The following is a 24,783-nucleotide window of genomic DNA, read 5'->3' on the forward strand; positions in this document are numbered from 1 at the left end:
GCGCCCGCCCCTTCCTCCCCGCCCTCCCGCAGGTCTCCGAGCGGCCTCCACGGCCTCTGTGGACCCGACTGGCCCCAGCAGAGAGGTGCTCCGCACGACCGGCCGGGCCACCGGCTGGGCCTCCGACGGACCCCACTGCGCCGAGTGCGACCGGGGATGCAGGAGGGCCCGGCCCGCCGAAGCGGACCGGGCCCTCCCGGACGTGGTGCGTCAGATCACTTGTTGATCTTGATGACGCGGCCGGCGCCGACCGTCCGGCCACCCTCGCGGATGGCGAACTTGAGGCCCTCCTCCATGGCGATCGGCTGGATCAGCTCGACCTTCATGTCGGTGTTGTCGCCGGGCATGACCATCTCGGTGCCCTCGGGCAGGTGCACGACACCCGTGACGTCCGTGGTCCGGAAGTAGAACTGCGGACGGTAGTTGTCGTAGAACGGCGTGTGACGGCCGCCCTCGTCCTTCGACAGGATGTAGACCTGCGCGTCGAAGTCGGTGTGCGGGGTGATCGAGCCCGGCTTGCAGACGACCTGGCCGCGCTCGACGTCCTCGCGCTTGACACCGCGGAGGAGCAGACCGACGTTCTCACCCGCGCGACCCTCGTCGAGGAGCTTGCGGAACATCTCGACACCGGTGACGACCGTCTTGGTGGGCGGGCCGGTGTGGATGCCGACGATCTCGACCTCCTCGTTGACCTTGAGGACACCGCGCTCGATGCGGCCGGTGACGACCGTGCCACGACCGGTGATGGTGAAGACGTCCTCGACGGGCATGAGGAACGGCTTGTCGATGTCGCGCTCCGGCTCGGGGATGTAGGTGTCCACCGCGTCCATGAGGTCGAGAACCGACTTGCCCCACTCAGCGTCACCCTCGAGCGCCTTGAGCGCCGAGACCTTGACGACCGGCAGGTCGTCGCCCGGGAACTCGTAGGACGAGAGGAGCTCACGCACCTCCATCTCGACGAGCTCGAGGATCTCCTCGTCGTCGACCATGTCGGCCTTGTTGAGCGCCACGACGATGTAGGGGACGCCGACCTGCTTGGCCAGGAGGACGTGCTCACGCGTCTGCGGCATGGGGCCGTCAGTCGCGGCGACCACGAGGATCGCACCGTCCATCTGGGCCGCACCGGTGATCATGTTCTTGACATAGTCGGCGTGGCCGGGGCAGTCGACGTGGGCGTAGTGACGGCCCTCCGTCTGGTACTCGATGTGGGCGATCGAGATGGTGATGCCGCGCTGACGCTCCTCGGGAGCCTTGTCGATGTCCTCGAACGCGAACTGGGGGTTGAGGTCCGGGTACTTGTCGTGCAGGACCTTGGAGATCGCAGCCGTCAGCGTCGTCTTCCCGTGGTCGATGTGACCAATGGTGCCGATGTTGACGTGCGGCTTGGTCCGCTCGAACTTTGCCTTCGCCACTGTGGTCCTCCTCAGGACTTCATAGTGTTACGCCGTACGACCAGGGCAGGACGTGGCGCTGTGGGTGTGATGGGGTGTGATTCCCGTGGGATTCCTCGGGAGAGCCTATCGGGGAAGCCCCGAAAGTCACTCGCCGCGGGTCTTCTTGATGATCTCCTCGGCAACGGCCTTGGGGACCTCTGCGTAGGAGTCGAACTCCATGGAGAAGCTCGCGCGACCCTGGGTCTTGGACCGCAGGTCGCCGACGTAGCCGAACATCTCGGACAGCGGGACGAGGCCGCGGACGACCTTGGCGCCGCTCACGTCGTCCATGCCCTGGATGTGGCCACGGCGGGAGTTGATGTCGCCGATGACGTCACCCATGTAGTCCTCGGGGGTGCGGACCTCGACGGCCATCATCGGCTCGAGGAGCACGGGGTCCGCCTTGCGGACGGCCTCCTTGAGCACCATCGAGCCGGCGATCTTGAACGCCATCTCCGAGGAGTCGACGTCGTGGTAGCCGCCGTCGACGAGCGTCGCCTTGATCCCGACGAGCGGGTATCCGGCGAGCACGCCGTACTGCATGGCGTCCTGGATACCGGCGTCGACCGACGGGATGTACTCCCGCGGGACACGACCACCGGTGACCGCGTTGACGAACTCGTAGAGCTCGCCACCCTCGGCGTCGACGAGGGGCTCGATGGTCACCTGGACCTTGGCGAACTGGCCGGAGCCACCCGTCTGCTTCTTGTGGGTGTAGTCGTACTTCTCGACGGCCCGGCGGATGGTCTCGCGGTAGGCGACCTGCGGCTTGCCGACGTTGGCCTCGACCTTGAACTCGCGCTTCATGCGGTCGACGAGGATGTCCAGGTGGAGCTCGCCCATGCCGGCGATGATCGTCTGGCCGGTCTCGTCGTCGAGGTGGACCTGGAAGGTCGGGTCCTCGGCGGAGAGCTTCTGGATGGCCGTGGAGAGCTTCTCCTGGTCGCTCTTGGTCTTCGGCTCGATGGCGACCTGGATGACCGGCTCCGGGAACGTCATCGACTCGAGGACGATCGGGTTGCTCAGGTCGGAGAGCGTGTCACCGGTCGTCGTGTCCTTGAGACCGATCGCCGCATAGATGTGACCGGCGAGGGCCTCCTCGACCGGGTTCTCCTTGTTGGCGTGCATCTGGAAGAGCTTGCCGATGCGCTCCTTGCGGCCCTTGGTCGAGTTGATGACCTGGCTGCCGGCGGCGATCCGCCCGGAGTACACGCGGATGAAGGTCAGCGTGCCGAAGAACGGGTGCGTGGCCACCTTGAAGGCGAGCGCGGAGAACGGCTCCTCGGTGCTCGGCTTGCGGGTCATCTCGACCTCTTCGTGGCCCGGCTTGTGACCGATCATGGGCGGCACGTCGAGGGGGGAGGGCAGGTAGTCGACGACCGCGTCGAGCATCGGCTGGACACCGCGGTTCTTGAAGGCGGAGCCACAGATGACGGGGTAGAGCTCGGAGGAGATCGTGAGCTTGCGGATCGCGCCCTTGATCTCCTCGGGCGTGAGGTCCTCGCCGCCGAGGTACTTCTCCATGAGCTCGTCGTCGGACTCGGCGACGCGCTCGACGAGGGCGTGACGGTACTCCTCGGCCTTCTCCTTGAGGTCGGCCGGGATCTCCTGGATCTCGTACTTGGCGCCCATGGTCACGTCACCCTTGGCGTCGCCCGGCCAGACCAGGGCGCGCATGTAGATGAGGTCGACGACGCCGACGAACTCGCTCTCGGAGCCGACGGGCAGCTGGAGGACGAGCGGCTCCGCACCGAGGCGGTCCTTGATCGTCTGCACCGTGAAGTAGAAGTCCGCGCCGAGCTTGTCCATCTTGTTGACGAACGCGATGCGGGGGACGTCGTACTTGTCGGCCTGGCGCCACACCGTCTCGGACTGGGGCTCGACGCCCTCCTTGCCGTCGAAGACGGCGACCGCGCCGTCGAGGACGCGCAGCGACCGCTCGACCTCGACCGTGAAGTCGACGTGGCCGGGCGTGTCGATGATGTTGATCTGGGTGCCCTCCCAGAAGCAGGTGACGGCGGCGGACGTGATCGTGATGCCGCGCTCCTTCTCCTGCTCCATCCAGTCGGTCGTCGACGCACCGTCGTGCGTCTCCCCGATCTTGCGGTTGACACCGGTGTAGAAGAGCACACGCTCGGTCGTCGTCGTCTTGCCGGCGTCGATGTGCGCCATGATGCCGATGTTGCGGACCTGGTTGAGGTCCGTCAGGACGTCGAGTGCCACGTCAGTTGTCTCATCTCATTCGTGTGGGAAATCTGTGGGAGCCGAGCCGGCGTGAGCACGGCAGGGCTCGGTCCCGGGGTGTGCCGCTGAGCTGTCCCAGCGGCACACCACCGGCCCGCTGTCACCAGCGGTAGTGCGCGAAGGCCTTGTTCGACTCGGCCATCTTGTGCGTGTCCTCGCGGCGCTTCACAGCGGCGCCGAGGCCGTTCGAGGCGTCGAGGATCTCGTTCATCAGGCGCTCGGTCATCGTCTTCTCGCGACGCTGCCGCGCGTAGCCGACGAGCCAGCGCAGCGCGAGCGTCGTGGAGCGGCCCGGCTTGACCTCGATCGGCACCTGGTAGGTCGCACCACCGACGCGGCGGGACTTGACCTCCATGGCCGGCTTGACGTTGTCGAGCGCCCGCTTGAGCGTGGCGACGGGGTCGGTGCCGGTCTTGCCGCGAACGCCCTCGAGGGCGCCGTAGACGATCATCTCGGCGATCGACTTCTTGCCGTCGAGGAGGATCTTGTTGACGAGCTGCGTGACGAGCGGGCTCTGGTAGACCGGGTCGACGACGAGCGGACGCTTCGGAGCGGGTCCCTTACGAGGCATCAGCCCTTCTCCTTCTTCGCACCGTAGCGGCTGCGAGCCTGCTTGCGGCCCTTGACACCCTGGGTGTCGAGGGTGCCGCGGACGATCTTGTAGCGAACACCGGGGAGGTCCTTCACACGACCGCCGCGGACGAGCACGATCGAGTGCTCCTGGAGGTTGTGGCCGACGCCCGGGATGTAGGCCGTGACCTCGATGCCGCTGCTGAGTCGCACCCGGGCGACCTTGCGGAGCGCCGAGTTCGGCTTCTTGGGGGTGGTGGTGTACACGCGGGTGCACACACCGCGGCGCTGGGGCGAGCCCTTGAGCGCCGGGGTCTTGGCCTTCGTGGCCTTGTCCTCGCGGCCCTTGCGGACCAGCTGGTTGATGGTAGGCAACCTGGTTACTCCGTAACGTTGCTGTTGTCGCGCCGACCCTCGTGGGTCGACTCCTTGGCTGTTCGCGTCCTCGACCCCCGAGGTCGGGCGTGTCGGACGCGGTTCTCCCACCCGCACTCCCCATGAGCTCAGTGCTTCGAGCTCATGGATTGCCCGGTGAGAGGTTCGCTCCTGACCTCCGTGATGTCTCGCAGGCCGTAGCCGTCAGACAGGGCACCGAAGCCGTCATCGCGCATGCCTGAGCGCATGTCTCAGACACAGTGTTCAAGCGTACCGGCGCGCGGCACGCCGACCAAATCCGTGGCCCTTGCGCTCAGGACCCCCGATGCCGTATGCCGCTGGGCTCGCTCCCACCGTCCGGCGCACTCCCCGCCCCGTTCGAGGTGAGATTCGACCACCTGTGGTCGAGCGATACCTCGAACCGACGTCAGCCGAGTGGTCAGCCGAGTGGTCAGCCGAGTGGTCAGCCGAGTGGTCAGCCGAGTCGCCAGTCGCCCGCGTAGATGTGCAGCACCGGCAGGCCCAGGACCTCCCGGGCCCGGGAGGCCCAGTCGGTGTGGAACGTGTCCTCCAGTGCATGCGGCTCGGTCACGACGACGACCTCGCGCGCGTTGAGGCGCTCGACCTCGGCGACGAGAGTGGGCATCGGGTCGTCCCCGGTCACCTCGCCGGTCACGGTCAGGCCCCGCTTCTCGAACTCCGCGATGCTGCGGGCCAACGCCGTCGTCGCGTCGGCGTGGGCCCCCTCACGGTCGACGGGGCGCAGGGCCTCGAGGGCCTCCCGCATCTCGAAGAGGCTGAGGTGGTTGAGGAACGCGCTGAGCATGTTGCGGTCCGTGTCGGCGGGGACGAGCACGCGGTACGTCTCCTCCTCGTCATCCCCGGCGTGCAGGCCGACGATCTTGTCGACGTCGACGGGCTTGAGGGCCTCCTCGGTGAGGACGATGACCGTGGCCAGGGCCGGTGCCTCCGGGGCGTCCGGTTCGGAGGGGGTCTCGACGTGCGGTGCTTCGCTCATGCGAGAACCCTAGCGAGCACTCGGCCACCCCCGAGACCGGATCGGTCGGCTGAGGTCCGGCAAGCCAGCTGGGCCGGGACCGCGCGTGGTGCGCGGTCCCGGCCCAGCGGCATACGGCCTGGTGGCCGGTGACGCAACGTCAGAGCTTGTCGAGCCCCAGCGCCTCGTCGTCGAGACGGATCGCCTCGCCGGTGCCCGTGCCGAACTGCGCGTAGTCGTACGCGTCGTAGCTCGGCAGCGAGTACATCGCGGCCTTCGCCTCCTCGGTCGGCTCCACCTTGATGTTGCGGTAGCGCGGCAGGCCCGTCCCCGCGGGGATGAGCTTTCCGAGGATGACGTTCTCCTTGAGGCCGAGCAGCGGGTCGGACTTCGCCTCCATGGCGGCCTGCGTGAGGACACGCGTGGTCTCCTGGAAGGACGCGGCCGACAGCCACGACTCGGTGGCGAGGGACGCCTTGGTGATGCCCATGAGCTCCGGTCGACCGGCGGCCGGACGGCCACCCTCGGCCATCACCCTGCGGTTCTCGTCCTCGAAACGGCCACGCTCGGCGAGCTCGCCCGGGAGGAGGTCGGCGTCGCCCGCCTCGATGATCGTCACGCGCCGGAGCATCTGCCGGACGATGACCTCGATGTGCTTGTCGTGGATCGACACACCCTGCTGGCGGTACACCATCTGGACCTCGTCCACGAGGTGCTTCTGGGCGGCCCGGGGGCCGAGGATGCGAAGCACCTGCTTGGGGTCGATGGCGCCCTGCACGAGCTTGTTGCCCACCGTGACGTGGTCACCGTCCTGGACGAGCAGGCGGGAGCGCTTGCTGACCGGGTAGGCGTGCTGCTCGGAGCCGTCGTCCGGCGTGAGCAGGATGCGCCGCGCCTTGTCGGTGTCCTCGATCTCGATGCGGCCGGTGGCCTCGGCGATCGGGGCGACACCCTTGGGCGTGCGCGCCTCGAAGAGCTCGACCACACGCGGCAGACCCTGGGTGATGTCGTCGGCCGCAGCCGCACCACCGGTGTGGAAGGTCCGCATCGTCAGCTGCGTGCCCGGCTCACCGATCGACTGGGCGGCGATGATGCCGACCGCCTCGCCGATGTCGACGAGCTTGCCCGTGGCGAGCGACCGCCCGTAGCACTTGGCGCAGGTGCCCACCTTGGAGTCGCACGTCAGGACCGAGCGGACCTTGAGCTGGTCGACCCCGGCCTCGTAGAGCGCCCCGATGACGACGTCGCCGAGGTCGATGCCGGCCTCGGCCAGCACGGTGCCGTCCGCGTCCGTGACGTCCTCAGCGAGGGTCCGGGCGTAGATGGACGCCTCGACGACCTCCGAGAGGCTGCGCGTGCCCGTGGTCTCGTTGACCTGGGCGATCGGCAGCGTCAGGCCACGGTCGGTGCCACAGTCGTCCTCACGGATGATGACGTCCTGCGACACGTCGACGAGACGACGCGTGAGGTAGCCCGAGTCCGCGGTGCGAAGCGCGGTGTCGGCCAGACCCTTGCGGGCACCGTGGGTCGAGATGAAGAACTCGAGCACCGTCAGGCCCTCACGGAAGTTCGCCTTGATCGGGCGCGGGATGATCTCACCCTTCGGGTTGGCCATCAGGCCACGCATCCCGGCGATCTGGCGGATCTGGAACCAGTTACCACCAGCACCCGAGGACACCATCCGGTAGATGGGGTTCGTGCGCGGGAAGTTGGTCTCCATCTCCTTGGCGACCTGGTTGGACGCCTGCGTCCAGATCTCGACGAGCTCCTGACGACGCTCGTCGTCGGTGATCAGACCACGCTCGTACTGCGTCTGGACCTTGGCGGCCTTGGTCTCGTAGCCCTCGAGGATCTCCGTCTTGTTGCCCGGCGTCGTGACGTCGATGATCGAGACGGTGCTGCCCGAGCGGGTGGCCCAGTGGAAACCGGCCTCCTTCAGGGCGTCGAGCGACGCGGCGACCTGGACCTTCGAGTACCGCTCGGCCAGGTCGTTGACGATGGCCGACAGGGCCTTCCGGTCGACCGCCTTGTTGATGAACGGGTAATCCACCGGGAGCGTGTCGTTGAACAGGGCCCGGCCCAGGCTGGTCTCGAGCGTCAGCGACGGGACGATGCCGGACGCGTCTGGCTCGACCCCCTCGGGCAGCTCGAAGCCGGCCGGCGGCACGACATCGGTCAGGCGCAGCTTGACCGCCGAGCCGAGCTGGATCTCGCCCCGGTCGAAGGCCATCCGGGCCTCGGCGGGAGACGAGAAGGCACGGCCGGCGCCCAGACCCCCACCGTCGACCAGGTCGGTCAGGTGGAAGATGCCGGTGATCATGTCCTGGGTCGGCATGGTCACGGGGCGACCGTCAGCCGGCTTGAGGATGTTGTTGCTCGAGAGCATGAGGATCCGAGCCTCGGCCTGGGCCTCGGCCGACAGCGGCACGTGCACCGCCATCTGGTCACCGTCGAAGTCGGCGTTGAAGGCCGAGCAGACGAGCGGGTGGATCTGGATCGCCTTGCCCTCGACGAGCTGCGGCTCGAAGGCCTGGATGCCGAGACGGTGGAGCGTGGGTGCCCGGTTGAGCAGCACCGGGTGCTCGGTGATGACCTCTTCGAGGACGTCCCACACGACCGGACGGGCCCGCTCGACCATGCGCTTGGCCGACTTGATGTTCTGCGCGTGGTCGAGGTCGACCAGCCGCTTCATCACGAACGGCTTGAACAGCTCGAGCGCCATCTGCTTCGGCAGGCCGCACTGGTGCAGCTTCAGCTGCGGGCCGACGACGATGACCGAACGGCCGGAGTAGTCGACGCGCTTGCCGAGGAGGTTCTGGCGGAACCGGCCCTGCTTGCCCTTGAGCATGTCGGACAGCGACTTGAGCGGCCGGTTGCCGGGGCCCGTGACCGGGCGACCACGACGGCCGTTGTCGAAGAGGCTGTCGACGGCCTCCTGGAGCATCCGCTTCTCGTTGTTGACGATGATCTCGGGCGCGCCGAGGTCGAGCAGTCGCTTGAGGCGGTTGTTGCGGTTGATGACGCGACGGTAGAGGTCGTTGAGGTCCGACGTCGCGAAACGGCCGCCGTCGAGCTGGACCATCGGGCGCAGGTCCGGCGGGATGACCGGGATCGCGTCGAGGACCATGCCGGTCGGGTGGTTCGTCGTCATCTGGAAGGCGTTGACGACCTTGAGCCGCTTGATCGCCCGAGTCTTCTTCTGCCCCTTGCCGGTGGCGATGATCTCCTGGAGGGAGTCCGCCTCGGCGTCGAGGTCGAAGGACTGGAGCCGCTTCTGGATCGCGGCCGCGCCCATCCCACCCTCGAAGTAGAGACCGAACCGGTCCCGCATCTCGCGGTAGAGGATCTCGTCGCCCTCGAGGTCCTGGACCTTGAGGTTCTTGAACCGGTCCCAGACCTGCTCGAGGCGCTCGACCTGCTGGTCCGCGCGACGACGGATCGCGTTCATCTCACGCTCGGCGGAGTCGCGGACCTTGCGCTTGACGTCGGCCTTGGCGCCCTCGGCCTCGAGCGCGGCGATGTCCTGCTCGAGCTTCTGGGCGCGGGACTCGACGTCCGCGTCGCGGCGGTTCTCGATCTCCTTCTTCTCGACCTGGATCTGCGCCTCGAGCGAGGGCAGGTCCTGGTGGCGCTGCTCGTCGTCGACCGACGTGATCATGTAGGCCGCGAAGTAGATGACCTTCTCGAGGTCCTTCGGGGCGAGGTCGAGCAGGTACCCGAGGCGTGACGGGACGCCCTTGAAGTACCAGATGTGGGTGACGGGGGCGGCGAGCTCGATGTGGCCCATCCGCTCACGGCGCACCTTGGCGCGCGTGACCTCGACGCCACAGCGCTCACAGATGATGCCCTTGAAGCGGACGCGCTTGTACTTGCCGCAGTTGCACTCCCAGTCCCGGGTGGGGCCGAAGATGCGCTCGCAGAACAGGCCCTCCTTCTCCGGCTTCAGGGTGCGGTAGTTGATGGTCTCGGGCTTCTTGACCTCGCCGTGGCTCCATCCGCGGATGGACTCCGCGGTGGCAAGGCCAATGCGCAGCTCGTCGAAGAAGTTGACGTCGAGCACGTGGTTCCTTCTCTCGTAACTCTTGCTGAGTCTCGTCAAATGTGTCTGGTCGTCGTGTTCTGACCGGCCGGGCTGTCGCTGGTGAGCTCAGCCCCGTGCCTGGGGTGCCGTATGCCGCTGAGCTGGCTCAGCGGCATACGGCCGCCTGGGGTGCGTGGCCGGGTCAGACTTCCTCGACGCTGGACGGCTCACGCCGGCTCAGGTCGATGCCGAGCTCCTCCGCCGCGCGGAAGACCTCTTCGTCGGATTCCTTCATCTCGATCGTCGTGCCCTCGGAGTTCAGGACCTCGACGTTGAGACACAGGGACTGCATCTCCTTGAGGAGGACCTTGAACGACTCCGGGATGCCCGAGTCAGGGATGTTCTCGCCCTTGACGATGGCCTCGTAGACCTTGACGCGACCGGGCACGTCGTCGGACTTGATCGTCAGCAGCTCCTGCAGCGTGTAGGCGGCGCCGTACGCCTCGAGCGCCCACACCTCCATCTCACCGAAGCGCTGGCCACCGAACTGGGCCTTACCGCCGAGCGGCTGCTGGGTGATCATGGAGTACGGACCCGTCGACCGAGCGTGGATCTTGTCGTCGACGAGGTGGTGCAGCTTGAGGATGTACATGTAGCCCACCGCGACCGGCTCGGGGAACGGCTCGCCGGAGCGGCCGTCGAAGAGCCGGGTCTTGCCGGTGCCGTCGATGAGACGGACGCCGTCGCGGGTCTTCAGGGTCGAGTCGAGCAGTCCGGTGACGACATCCTCGGAGGCACCGTCGAAGACCGGCGTCGCGACCCGGGAGCCGGGGGGCGCCTCGTGGGCGTCGGCCGGGATCTGCTTGGCCCACTCCGGGTTGCCCTCGATCTTCCAGCCGCGGTTGGCGGCCCAGCCGAGGTGCAGCTCGAGGATCTGACCGAGGTTCATCCGGCGCGGCACACCGTGCGGGTTGAGGATGACGTCGACGGGCGTGCCGTCCTCGAGGAACGGCATGTCCTCGACGGGCAGGATCTTGGAGATGACGCCCTTGTTGCCGTGCCGGCCGGCGAGCTTGTCACCGTCGGTGATCTTGCGCTTGTTCGCGACGTAGACGCGGACGAGCTGGTTCACACCCGGGGGCAGGTCGTCGCCGAGGTCGGCGCGGAACTCCTTGACGCCGATGACCGTGCCGGTCTCACCGTGCGGGACCTTGAGCGACGTGTCCCGCACCTCGCGGGCCTTCTCGCCGAAGATCGCGCGGAGCAGTCGCTCCTCGGGCGTCAGCTCGGTCTCGCCCTTGGGCGTCACCTTGCCGACGAGCAGGTCGCCGTCGCGGACCTCGGCGCCGACGCGGATGATGCCGCGCTCGTCGAGGTCGGCCAGGACGTCCTCGGAGACGTTCGGGATGTCCCGGGTGATCTCCTCCGGCCCGAGCTTCGTGTCGCGGGCGTCGACCTCGTGCTCCTCGATGTGGATCGAGGAGAGGACGTCGTCCTGGACGAGACGCTGGCTGAGGATGATCGCGTCCTCGTAGTTGTGGCCCTCCCACGACATGAACGCGACGAGCAGGTTGCGCCCGAGCGCCATCTCGCCGCCGTCCGTCGCGGGACCGTCGGCGATGACGCCACCGGTCTCCACCCGGTCGCCCTCGTTGACGACGACGACCTGGTTGTAGCTCGTGCCCTGGTTGGACCGGGCGAACTTGGCGATCCGGTAGGTCTGGTACGTGCCGTCGTCGTTGGCGACGGTGACCAGGTCGGCGGAGACCTCCTGGACGACGCCGGCCTTCTCGGCGCGGACGACGTCACCGGAGTCGAGCGCGGCACGGAACTCCATGCCGGTGCCGACGAGCGGCGCCTCGCTCTTGACGAGCGGGACGGCCTGACGCTGCATGTTGGCCCCCATGAGGGCGCGGTTGGCGTCGTCGTGCTCGAGGAAGGGGATCATCGCTGTCGCGGCCGACACCATCTGGCGCGGGGAGACGTCCATGTAGTCGACGTCCTCGCCGGGGATGAGCTCGACCTCACCCTTGCGGCGCACGAGGACGCGGTCCTCGGCGAAGCGGCCGTCCTCGTCGACCCGGGCGTTGGCCTGGGCGACGACGTACTTGTCCTCCTCGTCGGCCGACAGGTAGTGCACCTCGTCGCTGACGACACCCTCGTTCACCTTGCGGTACGGCGTCTCGATGAAGCCGAACGCGTTGATCCGCCCGTAGGAGGCCAACGAGCCGATGAGGCCGATGTTCGGGCCTTCCGGAGTCTCGATCGGGCACATGCGGCCGTAGTGCGAGTGGTGGACGTCGCGGACCTCCATCTGGGCGCGGTCCCGGGAGATACCACCCGGGCCGAGCGCGGACAGCCGACGCTTGTGCGTCAGACCCGCGAGGGGGTTGTTCTGGTCCATGAACTGCGAGAGCTGCGACGTGCCGAAGAACTCCTTGATCGACGCCACCACGGGGCGGATGTTGATCAGGGTCTGCGGGGTGATCGCCTCGACGTCCTGCGTCGTCATGCGCTCGCGGACGACCCGCTCCATCCGGGACAGGCCGGTGCGGACCTGGTTCTGGATGAGCTCACCGACGGAGCGGAGGCGACGGTTGCCGAAGTGGTCGATGTCGTCGACCTCGACGCGGACGTCGATCGGCTCGCCGTTCTTGACGCCCTGCATCGAGTCGCGCCCGTCGTGGAGCGTGACGAGGAACTTGATCGTCGCGACGATGTCGTCGATCGCGAGGGTCGAGTCGTTGATCGAGCCGTCGAGGCCGAGCTTCTTGTTGATCTTGTAGCGGCCGACCTTGGCGAGGTCGTAGCGCTTCGGGTTGAAGTAGAGGTTGTCCAGCAGGGTCTGGGCGGCCTCCTTGGTCGGCGGCTCACCCGGACGCAGCTTGCGGTAGATGTCGAGGAGCGCGTCGTCCTGGCCCTGCGTGTGGTCCTTCTCGAGGGTCAGTCGCATCGACTCGAAGTCGCCGAACTCCTCGAGGATCTGGGCCTCGGTCCAGCCGAGGGCCTTGAGCAGCACCGTGACGGACTGCTTGCGCTTGCGGTCGACGCGGACGCCGACCATGTCGCGCTTGTCGATCTCGAACTCGAGCCAGGCACCACGGCTCGGGATGATCTTCGTCGTGTAGATGTCCTTGTCGGACGTCTTGTCGGGGGTGCGCTCGAAGTAGACGCCCGGGCTGCGGACGAGCTGTGAGACGACGACCCGCTCGGTGCCGTTGATGATGAAGGTGCCGCGCTCGGTCATGAGCGGGAAGTCACCCATGAAGACCGTCTGGCTCTTGATCTCGCCGGTCTGGGCGTTCATGAACTCGGCGGTCACGAACAGGGGTGCGTCGTACGTCTGGTCGCGCTCCTTGCACGCCTCGATCGTCTTGCGGGTCTCCTCGAACCGGTGGTCTCGGAACGACAGCGACATCGAGCCGCTGAAGTCCTCGATCGGGGAGATCTCCTCGAAGATCTCCTCGAGTCCGGACCGGTCAGGGACGTCAGTGCGGCCCTCGGCCTTGGCGGCGGCGACGCGAGCCTGCCACCGCTCGTTGCCGAGCAGCCAGTCAAAGCTCTCCGTCTGAAGGGCAAGGAGGTCGGGGACCTCGAGGGGTTCGCGAATCTTCGCGAAGGACAGACGCCCGGAGGGGGTCTGTGCGGTGGACATTTTCGTCGCAGTACGCGCGGCAGCCAAGGAGGGTCCTTCCACGGGCCTTTTCGTCTTCGTCAACTCCGCCACGCATGGCTCGACACACGGGTCCCAGGGCGGAGTCCGTGCTGGCGGCACGGCGAAGGACGCGACTGGGGATCGTGGGGCGAGGGCATGGGCAGCGCAAAGGCCTAGCCTACTGGCAAAGGGCAGGAGTGTCCAGCCGGGTCAAGAAGCGGAGGTCGCAGACCTCAACACCTCCCGGACCGGGAGTCCCGCGAGGGAACGCGACGAATATGGCCCGCTCCGGTCGCCACGTCAAGCCCTTCCCGCCGGTAGGCAGGTCACGGATCGCTCACACCCCCTCAAAGCGGCCCGTATGCCGCTGGGTGACCTCCCCTCGAGTGTGCAGTTCGTGCCGCCGTCCGTGTGGCCCGAAGTGCACACTCGACGAGGCCGGGTCAGACGGCCGGCTGCTGCTGGGTGATGCAGTGGACCCCGCCGCCGCGGTCGAACAGCGGCCGTGCGTCGACGCCGACGACCCGACGACCGGGATAGGCGTCCGCGAGGATCCCGAGAGCCCGCTCGTCCTGCTCGTCGGCGAAGGTGCAGGCGATGACGCCGTCGTTGACGACGAGGTGGTTGAGGTAGGACCAGTCGACGGGCCCCGAACCGTCGGCCAGCGTCCGCGGCGCCGGGACGCCCACCACCTCGAACCGCTCGCCCCGGGCGTCCCGGACGTCGGAGAGCAGCTCGCGCAGCTCCTTCGACACGCCATGGTCCGGGTGAGCCGGGTCCTCCTGGACATGCAGCAGCAGCACGCCGGGCGACGGGATGGTCGCCACGATGTCGACGTGGCCGCGGGTCCCGAGCTCGTCGTAGTCCCGCGTCAGGCCGCGCGGGAGCCAGATCGCGTGCGTGGCGCCGATGGTCCGGGCGAGCTCCGCCTCGACGTCGGTCCTCGTCAGTCCCGGGTTGCGACCGGGGTCGAGCTGGACCGTCTCGGTGAGCAGCACGGTTCCCAGCCCGTCGACGTGGAGGCCACCCCCCTCGTTGACCAGGGACGACGGGATCAGCTCCGCCGGGGTCTGCCCCGCCACGAACGCGCCGACCCGGGCGTCGTGCTCCCAGGACGCCCACGGCTGGGCACCCCACCCGTTGAAGACCCAGTCCACGGCACCGAGCCGTCCGTCGGCACCGAGGACGAAGGTCGGCCCGATGTCGCGCATCCATGCGTCGTCGAGCTGGGTCGGGATGAGCTCCACGTCGGCGTGGAGGTGGCGCCGCGCGATCTCGACGTCCTCCGGCACGACCACCATCCGCACCGGCTCGAACCCGATGACGGCATTGGCGACCGCGGCCCAGGTCAGCCGGGCCCTCGTGACCTCCTCAGGAGTCTCCCCGAGGGTGTAGCCCTGGCTCGGCCACGCCATCCACGTGCACTCGTGCGGCGCGGTCTCGGAGGGCATCCGCCACGTCGTCACCGGGCCAGCCTCAGCCGACATCACGACGGTGCTCGTCACGGCGGTGCTCGGCACGGATCGGCTCGACCAGCGCGCGGTACGAGTCGGGTCGCCGGGTCGCGAGGAACGGGAAGAGGTCGAGCCAGTCCTGTCGCTGGGCCAGGTCGAGGTCGGCCACGAGCACGGCCGCCTCGTCGCGGGGCGCCTGGGCGAGGACCCGGCCGTAGGGGTCGGAGATGAAGGAGGACCCGTAGAAGGTGATGAGCCCCTCGGTCCCGAAGCGGTTCGGGACGACCATGAAGAGGCCGTTGGCGATCCCGTTGCCGACGATGACCTGCTGCCACAGGGGCTGGGTGTCGAAGTCGGGGTGGTCCGGCTCGGAGCCGATCGCCGTCGGGTAGCAGAGCACCTCGGCGCCGCCGAGCGAGTAGAGCCGCGCGACCTCCGGGAACCACTCGTCCCAGCAGGTCGGCAGGCCGAGCCGCACCGCGGGTTCCCCGAGCTCGACGACGGGGTAGGCGTGCTCGGCGGGGCCGGGACGGAAGTACTGGTCCTCGTAGTAACCGGCCGTGACGGGGATGTGGGTCTTGCGGGTCCGGGCGACGATCTCGCCGGTCGGGGCGACGAGGACGGCCGTGTTGAAGCCGAGCCCGTCCCCCTGGTCGGCGCGCTCGTAGAGCGACGCGTGGACGTGGACGCCGAAGTCCCGCGCCGCGTCCCGGGCGAGCGCCACCGTCGGGCCGCTCTCGAGGTCCTCGGCGAGGTCGCTCGGCGTCCCGGTGGGACGGGCGTCCGCCGGGTAGCGCGAGAGCGTGAGCTCGGGGAGGAAGACGATCCTCGCGCCGGCCTGCGCCGCGGTGCGGATCCCGTCCCGCAGGGTCTCCACGAGAGCGGCAGGGTCCTCGACCCACTCGTGCTGGACGAGCCCGACCCGCACGGGCTGGGTCCTGGGCTGGTCGACTCGTGCGGGGGACTCAGGGACGCCGTCGGCCTGGATGAGTTTCACGCCCCGCAGTATGGCCCAACGTCACCCCACCGTGCCCTTGCCCCGCCGCTGACCTCAGTACGCCTCGAGCGCGCTGAGCAGCCAGCGGTCGCCGACCCGGGTCATCGTCGCGATGACGCGATTCTGGTCGACGGCGGGCGTCTTCTGCACCTTCGACGTGGTGGCCTGGTTGACGAAGGCCATGACCCGGACCACGGTGCCCGCTCCCCCGTCGCCGGTCGTGTCCATGACACCGGCCTCCTGGACGCGGGCCTGGACGGTGGCCTGGTTCTTCTCGGCCAGCGGCTTGATGTCGGTGCGGGCGACCTGGGTGAACTCGTCCTTGAACGGCGCTGCGAGGAGGGGCGTGACCTCGGCGACGTGCGCGTCGAAGGTCGTCGCGCTGTAGCTGAGCACCGACTCGAGCGTCGTCCGGGCTGAGCCGACGGCGGCCATCCGGTCGGCGTCGGCGAGCGCGGGGCGCAGCCCGTGAACGAGGGTGGCCGCGAGGAGCGTCGCCGCGAGGGCGAGCGCGAGGAGGGGCCACCGCAGTTCGGTGAGGGTATGCCGCTGGGCTCGGTCGGCGTTGCCCGTGGCAGCGGGGCGCGAGGCGGGTTCCGGGATGTCGGACGGTCGACGTCGCGAGCCCGCCACGCGCCTGCGAGGGCCGGGCTGGGAGGGGCTCAGCGGCATACGGGCTGCTCGTGCGGTGTCAGCTGACGAAGTCAAGGGTGCTCACCTTCCAGGAGTCGCCGACCTTCGCGAGGTCGAGGCGGATCCGGTACGTCTTCTTCTCCGGCTCGGTCGCCGAGGCGTTGGTCGTCGGGGCCACGAGACCGACGAGGACCACGGCGGAGTCGGCGTCCCCGGAGACGTACGACGCCTCGGCGCGCTCCACGGTGGAGACCGTGCGGTTCGACTCGACGACCGGCTTGAGCTCGCGGAGAGCGTCCTCGTACTGCTTCTTGAAGTCTCCCGTCGCCCCCTCGACGACGCGGCCCGTGTCCGCGTCGAAGCGGGACGCGTCGAGGGTCACGAAGTTCACGGCGAGCTGGCGCCCGGCCGCGAGGGCCTCCGCGCGGGTGGCGGCGCCGCGGTCGCGCTCCCAGGCCGCACGGCCGAGGGTGGTTGCCACGATGACGGCGGCCAGTGCGAGGAGCACGGCGACGGCCCAGAGGAGCTGGCCGGTCCGACGGGGTGTGGTGGTGGTCATTGAGGGGTTCCCTTCGTCGCCGTGCCTCAGCGCACGGCCTCCTGCATCAGCCAGAGCCAGCTTCGCGGCCCGGAGGGACCCGTCGGGGCGACGGGCGCCTGCACGAACAACGACGCCGGCCCGCCCGGGGTCACGCCCGGGCCGGGAAGGGTGATCGGCTCCGTGCCCCGGGACCCGGGGTGGGACTGGCCGCCTCCGCGTGTCGGCCGCGGGGCGTTCTGGGCGCCACGCACGTTGGTGCCGGACCCACGCGGCGCCGCGCAGTGGGCGTCGAGGTTCGTGGGTGGCAGGTCGACGGTCCGGTGCGGCTCCACCTTCTGCGTGCCCTCGTACCCCACCTCACACGCGGGCGGGTCCTCGGCGTTGAGGACGAGCCCGAAGTGCGCCGTACCGTCCCCGGGGACCACGGTGTACCCGCCCTCGACGACCTCGGGGTAGGTGACGAGGACCTGCTCGATCCCGTCGAGGCGGGCCGTGGTGACGTTCCCGATGGTGATGAAGTTCGCGATGAGGGCGGCGAGGCCGGTCCGGTTCTCCTGCACGAGGCGGTCGAGCTCGTCGGCCGCGAGCGCCCCGCGGTCGAGGACGACGCGGAGGTCCGGGTCGGCGAGCCGCAGGGCATCCGTGACGTCCGCGAAGCCCGTGACCGTCGTCCGCAGGTCGTCGGCCCCGGCCACCTGGGTGCGCAGCACGATCCGCCCGTCGTCGATGAGCCGGACGGTCTCCGGGAGGGCGTCCGCCGCCGCGCGGGTGAGGCTGTTGCCGGAGTCGATGAGCCGTTGCAGGTCCGCCCCACCGCCCCGGAACGCCGCGGCGAGCTCGTCGATGGTCGTGACGAGCGACTCCTGGGGGACCGACTTCACCGTCCGGTTGACGTGCGTGAGGAGCCGGTCGATCCGCAGGGGGGTGGCCGTGCTGGCCCTGGGGATGACGTCGCCCGCGGCGAGGAAGGGGCCGCCGTCGCGGCGCGGCTGGAGGTCGAGGTACTGCTCCCCCACGGCGGAGCGGTTCTCGACGACGGCCCTGGTGTCTGCGGGAACCTCGGTGCCGCGGTCGAGCCGCGCGTCGACGAGGACGCCGTCGCCGTTGAGCCGCAGTCCTTCGACACTGCCGACGGTCACCCCGCGGTAGGTGACCTCGGCGCCGACGAAGATCCCGCCCGAGTCGGCGAGGTCCGCCGAGACGACGTAGCTGCCGCCGAGCACCTTGTCGGTGAGGCCGACGTAGCTCGCCGAGAGGACGGACACGAGGCCGAGGGACAGCAGGAGGAAGGCTGCGAGACGGACGCGCACGCCGCGGGTGATCATCGGGAGACCTCGCTGTCGAAGAGTGCTGTCCAGGAGCCCGACCCGTCGGGTGGGCGGGCCACGCCCATGCCGTCGGCGAGGCCCTGCACGTCGGTGTCGAGGGTGACCCAGAGGTTGGTGAAGTCGCCCTTGATCGCGGCGGCCGAGGACGCCGGGAAGGGGTAGGTGAGCAGCAGCTGGTAGGACTGGGGCAGGCTGTCCCCGGCCTCGTTGAGCCGGGTGAGGATCGGTTCGAGGGCGCGGAGGTTGGCCTCGAGGTCCTCGCGCGAGCCGCGGATGACCCGGGTCCCCACCTCACCGAGGTCGGCTAGCGCGGTGAGCATCGCGGTGAGCTGCTCTCGCTGGTCGGCCAGGACCTTGAGGCCCTTGGGCAGCTCGTCGAGGGCGGCTGCGATGGTGTCCTGGTTCTCGGAGAGGGTGTCGGCCAGCCCGTCGAGGCTGTCGATGGCCCGGACGATGTCGGCCTTCTGGTCGTCGAGCCCGCCGATGAAGGTGCCGAGCTCGTGGACGACGCTGCGGATGTCGTCACTGCGCCCGCGCATGGCGTGGTTCAGCTCCACCTCGATCGTCTTGAGCTGGGCGACGCCCCCGCCGTTGAGGAGGAGGGACATCGCGCCGAGGACCTCCTCGATCTCGGGGTGGCGGGCGGAGCGGTCGAGCGGGATGCGGTCCCCTTCCGCGAGTCGCCCGGTCGGGGGAGCGTCCGTGGGCTCGGCGAGCGAGACGTACTTCTCACCGAGCAGGGAGGTCTGCTGGAGCTCGGCCACGGTGTTGTCCGGCAGGACGAGGCTGGCGGGCAGTCGCAGCCGCACGACGGCCGTCCACCCGACGACCTCGATGGCTTCGACCGACCCGACCGTCACCTGGTTGACCTTGACCGAGGACTGCGGCACGAGGTCCAGCACGTCGGCGAACTCGACGGTCACCGCGTAGGAGTCGGAGCCCGTGCCGGCTCCGCCCGGGAGCGGGAGGTCGGCTGCGCTGCACCCCGCCACCCCGGCGGTGACACCGACCACGAGGGCAGCGAGGGCCCCGCGGGACCGCTGCGACGTCCTCATCGGGCACCTCCCAGCAGCCCGCCGAGCGTGGGGTCCGCGCCCCTGACGTCGACGAGTCCACCCGGCTGCGGCTCCCCGCGAAGGGTGCTGCCCTCGGGGACCGCGGACAACTGGGGCAGCCGGGGCTCGACGGCCCGCTTGAGGTCGTCGCACAGTCCCGAGTTCCCGGTGCCGGTCGGCCCGGTGAGGATCGAGCAGACGAGCAGGAGGGGGTCGTCCAGGCCCTTGGCATTGTTGCGCGTGTCGAGGGTTCCGGTCTGCGGATGGTAGGCGTGCGAGAGGTTGGTCAGCGCGACGGGTGCGTTCTCGAGCGCCTCGGCGAGCGCCTGCCGCTGCGTGACGAGCGACGACGTCACCGAGACCAGCCCGTCGACGTCGGCCTTGACCAGGCTCCGGTTGTCCTTGACGAAGGTCGAGACCTCGTCCAGGGCCACGCCGAGGTTCTCGAGGGCGCCCCGGAGGTTGTCGCGCTCCTCGCGGAGCTGGAGCGCGACGGTCGCGAGGTCCGAGTTGAGCCGCCGCACGGCCGCGTTGTTGTCGGCGAGCATGGTCGTGAAGGTCTGGAGGTTCTGCACCGTCCCGAAGAGATCCCCCTTGTGGTCGGCGAGGGTGGTGACCGCCCTGGAGAGGTCCCGGACGGTCTGGTTGAGGCGGGCTCCGTTGCCGTCGAGGTTCGCGGCGGACGTCTCGAGCAGGGCGCTCAGGGCGCCGTCCTTGTTGGCGCCGTCCGGCCCGAGGGCGACCATGAGGTCGTCGAGGCTCTGCGAGACCCGGTCCAGCTCGACGGGGACCGCGGTGCGGGACAAGGGGATTCGGGCCCCGTCGGCCATCGCCGGCCCCGCCGTCCACACCGGCAGCAGCTGGACGTAGCGGTCGGACACGAGCGAGGGCGCGACGATGGCGGCCCTCGCGTCGGCGGGGATGCGGTGTCGCGAGTCCACCGAGAAGGTCACTCGAACGTGTCGACCCTGGGGCTCGACCACGTCGACCTGTCCGACCTTGACGCCGAGGATCCGGACGTCGGAGCCGGGATAGAGCCCGACGGCGCGGGTGAAGTCGGCGGAGATCGTCGTCGGGGCGCCGCTCGGCCAGAACGCGACCGCCCCCGCGACGAGGCCGAGCAGGAGCAGTCCTGCCGCGACCGTGGCGAGCAGTCGGCTGGACAGGGCGCCGAGGTCGGGGACCCGTGGGGGTCGGTGACGGCCGGGCATCAGCGGCCTCCTCCTGTGGCGTCTGGTGTTCCGGCGTCAGGCGGCACGAGGTCAGGCAGGTCGGTCCCGGGTGCCGCCAGGCCGACGGCGCCGACGGGGACGACGAGGTTGGCGACCCACGTGTCGAACCACCGGCCGGTGCCGAGGGTGTTCGCGTAGACGCGCGTGAACGGTGCCATCAGGGAGATGGTCCGCTGGAGCGCGGTGTCGTGCTTCTGGAGCATGTCCAGCGTCGTGTGCAGCTCACGGAGCGCCGGACCGAGCTGTGCGCGGTTGTCCCGGACGAGCCCGGTGAGCTGCTGGGCGAGCGCCGAGGTGTTGGTGAAGAGGGTGCGGATGTCCTGTCGCCGTCTGGCGAGCTCCACCATGAGCAGGTCGGCGTCCTCGATGAGCGACTGGAGCTGGTCGGTCCGGGACGCGACGAGGCCCGTGACGCCCTCGGTGCGGTCGAGCAGCCGGCCGAGCTGCTCGTCGCGCCCGGCGATGGTCCGGGAGAGCCGGGAGAGCCCGTCGAGGGTGGTCCTGACGTGCTCGGGGCTGTCCTTGAACTCGGTTGCGAGCACGGTCAGGGACTCGGCGAGGGCATCCGTGTCGATCCGTTCGGTGGTCGTCGTCAGGTCCTGGAAGGCCGTGATGACGTCGTACGAGCTCACCGTGCGCGCCAACGGGATCTGGGTGCCGGACTCCAGCTGGCCCGGGCCCTCCGGTTCGAGCGCGAGGTACTTCTCCCCGAGGATGGTCTTCATCCGGACCGCTGCTCGGGTCGTGGGACCGAAGGGGGCGTCCTCGGTGATGACGAAGTCGACTCGCACGTGGCCTGCCTCGAGGTCGACCCCGGTGACCTTCCCGACCTTAACGCCCGCGATGCGCACGTCGTCGTCGGGCTTGATCCCGCCGGCCTCAGTGAAGGCCGCGCTGAACGGGGTGCCGCCACCGATGAGGGGCAGGCTCGCGGCGTTGAAGGCGAGGACGAGCAGCAGGGCGATGACGACGAGCCCGGCCAGGCCGATGGGCACGGGGTTGCGCTCCCGGAAGGGGATGGACCGGCGACTCATGAGCACCTCTCGGCGGCAACGGTGTAGCGGGGGCTGACCCCGGGCAGGATGGGGCCCTTGGTGTCGAACTGGCAGAGGTAGAAGTTGAACCAGGACCCGTAGGTCGCGGTCCGGGTCAGCGTCTCCAGGCGCCCCGGCACGGTGGTGATGAACGACTCGAACTCACGGACGTTCGCAGGCTTGTTGAGCGTCGCGGCGAGGGTGCGCAGCTGGGCGACGTCCTCCTTGATGAGGGGACGGGTCGTCACGAGCAGGTCCGCGGTCTCGGCGGACAGGTCGTTGATCCCGGACAGGGTGCGACCGATGGCAGCGCGGTCCTCGGCCAGCCCGCTGGTGAAGCGCTGGAGCTGGTCGATGAGGGAAAGGAGCTGGTCGTCGTGGGCCTCGACCGTGCCGAGCACGGCCGTGAGGTTGTCGATGGTCCGGCCGATGACGGCGTCCCGGTCGGCGATCGTCGAGGTGAGCGAGGCCGTGCGCGCGAGGAGCTCGTCGATGTCGCCGCCCTCACCCTGCAGGGTCTGGACGATGAGCCCGGACAGCTCGTTGACGTCCTGCGGGGACAACGCGGCGAAGAGGGGCTTGAAGCCGTTGAAGAGGGCGGTGAGGTCGAGGGCGGGGTGGGTCCGTTCGCGGGGGATGGTCGCCCCGTCCGCGAGTGCCGTTGCGCCACCGGCGCCCGGTGCCAGGGCGAGGTAGCGCTGGCCCACGAGGTTGCGGTACTTCAGCGTCGCCTCGGTGCCGCGGGTGAGGACCGACGACGTGAGCACCGTGAACTCGACGACGGCGCTGGCCCGGTCCGCACCGACGCGCACCCCGGTGATCTCACCGACCCGCACCCCGGCGATCCGCACGTCCTGGCCGGGCAGCACGCCGGTGGCGTCGCTGAAGACGGCCCGGTAGGTGGCCTTCGAGCCCACCTGGACGTTGGCGATCGTGAGGGCGAGGATGCTCGTCGACAACACCGTCACCGCGGCGAAGAGGACGAGCTTGACGAGGCTCCCTGCCGTCCTCATCGGTTACTCACCACCGTGCCGCGCAGGACGGGGCCGGCGAGCAGGGTCCGGATGCCGCTGGGCTCGCTCTGGCTGTCAGGGGCGAGCAGCGCGTCCACCAGCTGCTGCTCCTCCGCCGTTCCTGCCGTCCCGCTGTCGGCGGGCCCGCCCGTGACGAAGCCCGAGGGGACGGCGGTGAGCCCCGGTGCGAGGGAGTGTTCTCGCGCTGGATCCGCCCCGTCCCGCGAGGGTGGTGGCTGGTGCGGGTTCGCTTGGGAACCGGGCGGGTTGGGCAGCGTGGCGCAGTCGGGCCCGGACTTGGGCAGCCACCGGGGCTCCTCGCCCACCGTGTAGGCATCGCGCGGCGGCACCACTTCGAGCGTGATGTGGAGTCGTCCCTCGGCGAAGGCTCCCTCGATCCGCGGGATCCAGCGCGCGAGACCCTGGCTGAAGCAGGGGTAGATCGGCGAGTAGCGGGCGAGCAGCTCGTTCGTCGGCCGGGTGACCTGGCCGACCTGGATGATGCGCCGCTCGTTGTCCCGGAGGAAGCCGGCCAGCGTCTGTGCGAAGCCGGCGGTGCCGACGAGGAACCCGGCCAGCTGCTGGTCCTTGTCGACGACGGTCCGGTTCGTGACGCGGAGCGCCTCGACCATCCGGAACAGGTCCGGGCTGACCTCGTCGTACGTGTCGAGCGTGTCCGCCAGCAGGCCGAGGTCCTCCTGGATGGCGGGGAGCGTGGGGTTGATCTGCTTGAGGTAGCCGTCGAGGACCTCGACGTGCTCACCGATGGCCTCGCCGCGTCCCTCGAGGGCCGTCGAGAGGGCGCCCAGTGCGGTCGCGAGCTTGGCGGGGTGGACCGTCTGGAGCAGCGGGTGGAGGTGGTCGAGGACCGTCTCCAGCTCGATGGCCACCCGGGCGCGGTCCTGCCCGATCACGGCACCCTCGGCGATGGCCGCTCGCTCCGACCCCTCGACGCCGGCTCGGTCCGCCGGCGGGACGAGGTCGACGTAGCGCTCGCCGAAGAGGGTCTTGGGCAGCAGCCGGGCGCTCACGTCGGCAGGGATCTGCGAGGCCTGCTCGGGATCCAGGGCCAGCCCGAGCCGGGCTCCCTGCTGGGTCGCCTCGATGGTGCGCACCTCCCCGACGACCAGGCCACGGAGCTTGACGTCGGCGTGCTCCTGGAGCTGGCTGCCGAGGCGGTTCGTCTCGAGCGTGACGAGGACCACCGGGGTGAACCGCTTCTGGTAGGAGGCCACGGCCAGGCTGACGAGGAGGGCGAGGACGACCAGGAAGACCACCCCGTACGCCTTGAGCCCGATTCGCCAGCGGGTGTGCTGCGTCAGGGGGCCCGCAGCGATCCCCTTGGTGGTGCTCATCCGGCGAGCCGAACGCTCGTCGTCGCGCCCCAGATGGCCAGGGAGAGGAAGAAGTCGACGACGTTGATCGCGACGATGGACGTCCGGACCGCGGTCCCGACGGCGACGCCCACCCCCGCGGGACCGCCGGACGCGGTGTAGCCGTAGTAGCAGTGGATGAGGATGATGACGACCGCGAAGACCATCACCTTCCCGAACGACCAGAAGATGTCACCCGGGGGCAGGAAGAGGTGGAAGTAGTGGTCGTAGGTGCCCTCGGACTGCCCGAAGTACGTCGTCGCGATGAACCGCGTCGCAGCGTACGAGCTGAGCAGTCCGATGACGTAGAGCGGGACGACGGCGACGAAGCCGGCGATCATCCGGGTCGTCACGAGGTAGGGCAGGGACGGCACGCCCATCACCTCGAGGGCGTCGACCTCCTCGGAGATCCGCATCGCCCCGAGCTGCGCGGTGAAGCCGCAGCCGACCGTCGCCGCCAGGGCGAGTCCGGCGACGAGCGGGGCGATCTCGCGCGTGTTGAAGTAGGCGGAGAAGAAGCCGGTGAAGGCACCCGTCCCGAGCTGCTCCAGCGCCGAGTACCCCTGGAGGCCGACCTCGGTGCCGGTGAAGAAGGCCATGAAGGCGATGACTCCGACCGTGCCGCCGATGACGGACAGGGCCCCGGTCCCCAGCGAGACCTCGGCAAGCAGCCGCACGACCTCCTTCTTGTAGCGCCGGACCGTCCGTCCGCTCCAGGCGAGCGACCGCACATAGAAGCGCATCTGCGCCCCGAGCGACTCGAGGCCACGGCCGGGCCGGCCGGCGAGCCGGGCCAGCGGACGGGAGACTGCCTGAACGGGACTCATC

The 24,783-nt window shown here is 69.3% G+C and carries 18 protein-coding genes; all 18 read right to left on the bottom strand.

The window, feature by feature from the left end; translation table 11 throughout:
* Positions 1–215: 215 nt before the first annotated feature.
* The 18 genes from tuf to INTCA_RS14025 all read right to left on the bottom strand — a co-directional run bounded on the left by tuf (position 216) and on the right by INTCA_RS14025 (position 24,782).
* On the bottom strand, positions 216–1,412 hold the full coding sequence (gene tuf / locus INTCA_RS13940) for an elongation factor Tu (RefSeq protein WP_013493572.1): 1,197 nt from the start codon (positions 1,410–1,412) through the stop codon (positions 216–218).
* A 126-nt stretch (positions 1,413–1,538) separates the two neighbouring features.
* Positions 1,539–3,656: an elongation factor G gene (gene fusA, locus INTCA_RS13945; protein ID WP_013493573.1), complete on the bottom strand. Its 2,118-nt coding sequence runs from the start codon at positions 3,654–3,656 to the stop codon at positions 1,539–1,541.
* A gap of 121 nt (positions 3,657–3,777) precedes the next feature.
* Entirely contained in the window at positions 3,778–4,248 is a 471-nt protein-coding gene (gene rpsG, locus INTCA_RS13950; protein WP_013493574.1) for a 30S ribosomal protein S7, read from the bottom strand.
* The gene (rpsL, locus tag INTCA_RS13955) at positions 4,248–4,622 is read right to left on the bottom strand and encodes a 30S ribosomal protein S12 (protein ID WP_013493575.1); all 375 of its coding nucleotides are present in this window, start codon (positions 4,620–4,622) and stop codon (positions 4,248–4,250) included. Before rpsL ends, rpsG begins: the two co-directional genes overlap by 1 nt.
* 475 nt (positions 4,623–5,097) lie before the next feature.
* Complete coding sequence (locus INTCA_RS13960; protein ID WP_013493576.1) at positions 5,098–5,640, bottom strand: hypothetical protein; 543 nt, start codon at positions 5,638–5,640, stop codon at positions 5,098–5,100.
* Between the two features lie 139 nt (positions 5,641–5,779).
* The gene (locus INTCA_RS13965; protein ID WP_013493577.1) at positions 5,780–9,679 is read right to left on the bottom strand and encodes a DNA-directed RNA polymerase subunit beta'; all 3,900 of its coding nucleotides are present in this window, start codon (positions 9,677–9,679) and stop codon (positions 5,780–5,782) included.
* Between the two features lie 163 nt (positions 9,680–9,842).
* Positions 9,843–13,295: a DNA-directed RNA polymerase subunit beta gene (gene rpoB, locus INTCA_RS13970; protein WP_013493579.1), complete on the bottom strand. Its 3,453-nt coding sequence runs from the start codon at positions 13,293–13,295 to the stop codon at positions 9,843–9,845.
* Positions 13,296–13,738: 443 nt separating this feature from the next.
* A complete protein-coding gene (locus INTCA_RS13975) occupies positions 13,739–14,782 on the bottom strand; it encodes an agmatine deiminase family protein (RefSeq protein ID WP_083807990.1) in 1,044 nt (347 codons plus the stop codon).
* The gene (locus INTCA_RS13980; protein WP_013493581.1) at positions 14,772–15,746 is read right to left on the bottom strand and encodes a nitrilase-related carbon-nitrogen hydrolase; all 975 of its coding nucleotides are present in this window, start codon (positions 15,744–15,746) and stop codon (positions 14,772–14,774) included. Before INTCA_RS13980 ends, INTCA_RS13975 begins: the two co-directional genes overlap by 11 nt.
* A 54-nt stretch (positions 15,747–15,800) precedes the next feature.
* The gene (locus INTCA_RS18770; protein ID WP_013493582.1) at positions 15,801–16,418 is read right to left on the bottom strand and encodes a hypothetical protein; all 618 of its coding nucleotides are present in this window, start codon (positions 16,416–16,418) and stop codon (positions 15,801–15,803) included.
* Positions 16,419–16,437: 19 nt separating this feature from the next.
* Entirely contained in the window at positions 16,438–16,938 is a 501-nt protein-coding gene (locus tag INTCA_RS13990) for a hypothetical protein (protein WP_013493583.1), read from the bottom strand.
* Positions 16,939–16,964: 26 nt separating this feature from the next.
* Positions 16,965–18,245 (bottom strand): MCE family protein, encoded by a 1,281-nt coding sequence (locus tag INTCA_RS13995; RefSeq protein WP_013493584.1) that lies wholly within the window; start codon positions 18,243–18,245, stop codon positions 16,965–16,967.
* On the bottom strand, positions 18,242–19,303 hold the full coding sequence (locus INTCA_RS14000; protein ID WP_013493585.1) for an MCE family protein: 1,062 nt from the start codon (positions 19,301–19,303) through the stop codon (positions 18,242–18,244). The genes INTCA_RS13995 and INTCA_RS14000 overlap by 4 nt, the downstream gene beginning before the upstream one ends.
* The gene (locus INTCA_RS14005; RefSeq protein ID WP_013493586.1) at positions 19,300–20,514 is read right to left on the bottom strand and encodes an MCE family protein; all 1,215 of its coding nucleotides are present in this window, start codon (positions 20,512–20,514) and stop codon (positions 19,300–19,302) included. The genes INTCA_RS14000 and INTCA_RS14005 overlap by 4 nt, the downstream gene beginning before the upstream one ends.
* A complete protein-coding gene (locus INTCA_RS14010; protein WP_013493587.1) occupies positions 20,514–21,569 on the bottom strand; it encodes an MCE family protein in 1,056 nt (351 codons plus the stop codon). The genes INTCA_RS14005 and INTCA_RS14010 overlap by 1 nt, the downstream gene beginning before the upstream one ends.
* On the bottom strand, positions 21,566–22,582 hold the full coding sequence (locus tag INTCA_RS14015) for an MCE family protein (RefSeq protein ID WP_013493588.1): 1,017 nt from the start codon (positions 22,580–22,582) through the stop codon (positions 21,566–21,568). Before INTCA_RS14015 ends, INTCA_RS14010 begins: the two co-directional genes overlap by 4 nt.
* Positions 22,579–23,937 carry an MCE family protein gene (locus INTCA_RS14020; RefSeq protein ID WP_013493589.1) on the bottom strand — a complete coding sequence of 453 codons (1,359 nt, stop codon included), beginning with the start codon at positions 23,935–23,937 and terminating at the stop codon, positions 22,579–22,581. Before INTCA_RS14020 ends, INTCA_RS14015 begins: the two co-directional genes overlap by 4 nt.
* Positions 23,934–24,782, bottom strand: coding sequence for an MlaE family ABC transporter permease (locus INTCA_RS14025; protein WP_013493590.1), 849 nt, complete (start codon positions 24,780–24,782; stop codon positions 23,934–23,936). The genes INTCA_RS14020 and INTCA_RS14025 overlap by 4 nt, the downstream gene beginning before the upstream one ends.
* Position 24,783: the final 1 nt, after the last annotated feature.

The organism is Intrasporangium calvum DSM 43043, from assembly GCF_000184685.1.
GTDB classification, from domain to species: domain Bacteria; phylum Actinomycetota; class Actinomycetes; order Actinomycetales; family Dermatophilaceae; genus Intrasporangium; species Intrasporangium calvum.

Coding starts and splice junctions, on each gene's coding strand:
- rpsG (WP_013493574.1), bottom strand. CDS start 4,248: ATGCCTCGTAAGGGACCCGCTCCGAAGCGTCCGCTCGTCGTCGACCCG.
- INTCA_RS13960 (WP_013493576.1), bottom strand. CDS start 5,640: ATGAGCGAAGCACCGCACGTCGAGACCCCCTCCGAACCGGACGCCCCG.
- rpoB (WP_013493579.1), bottom strand. CDS start 13,295: ATGTCCACCGCACAGACCCCCTCCGGGCGTCTGTCCTTCGCGAAGATT.
- INTCA_RS13975 (WP_083807990.1), bottom strand. CDS start 14,782: ATGTCGGCTGAGGCTGGCCCGGTGACGACGTGGCGGATGCCCTCCGAG.
- INTCA_RS18770 (WP_013493582.1), bottom strand. CDS start 16,418: ATGCCGCTGAGCCCCTCCCAGCCCGGCCCTCGCAGGCGCGTGGCGGGC.
- INTCA_RS13990 (WP_013493583.1), bottom strand. CDS start 16,938: ATGACCACCACCACACCCCGTCGGACCGGCCAGCTCCTCTGGGCCGTC.
- INTCA_RS13995 (WP_013493584.1), bottom strand. CDS start 18,245: ATGATCACCCGCGGCGTGCGCGTCCGTCTCGCAGCCTTCCTCCTGCTG.
- INTCA_RS14000 (WP_013493585.1), bottom strand. CDS start 19,303: ATGAGGACGTCGCAGCGGTCCCGCGGGGCCCTCGCTGCCCTCGTGGTC.
- INTCA_RS14005 (WP_013493586.1), bottom strand. CDS start 20,514: ATGCCCGGCCGTCACCGACCCCCACGGGTCCCCGACCTCGGCGCCCTG.
- INTCA_RS14010 (WP_013493587.1), bottom strand. CDS start 21,569: ATGAGTCGCCGGTCCATCCCCTTCCGGGAGCGCAACCCCGTGCCCATC.
- INTCA_RS14015 (WP_013493588.1), bottom strand. CDS start 22,582: ATGAGGACGGCAGGGAGCCTCGTCAAGCTCGTCCTCTTCGCCGCGGTG.
- INTCA_RS14020 (WP_013493589.1), bottom strand. CDS start 23,937: ATGAGCACCACCAAGGGGATCGCTGCGGGCCCCCTGACGCAGCACACC.
- INTCA_RS14025 (WP_013493590.1), bottom strand. CDS start 24,782: ATGAGTCCCGTTCAGGCAGTCTCCCGTCCGCTGGCCCGGCTCGCCGGC.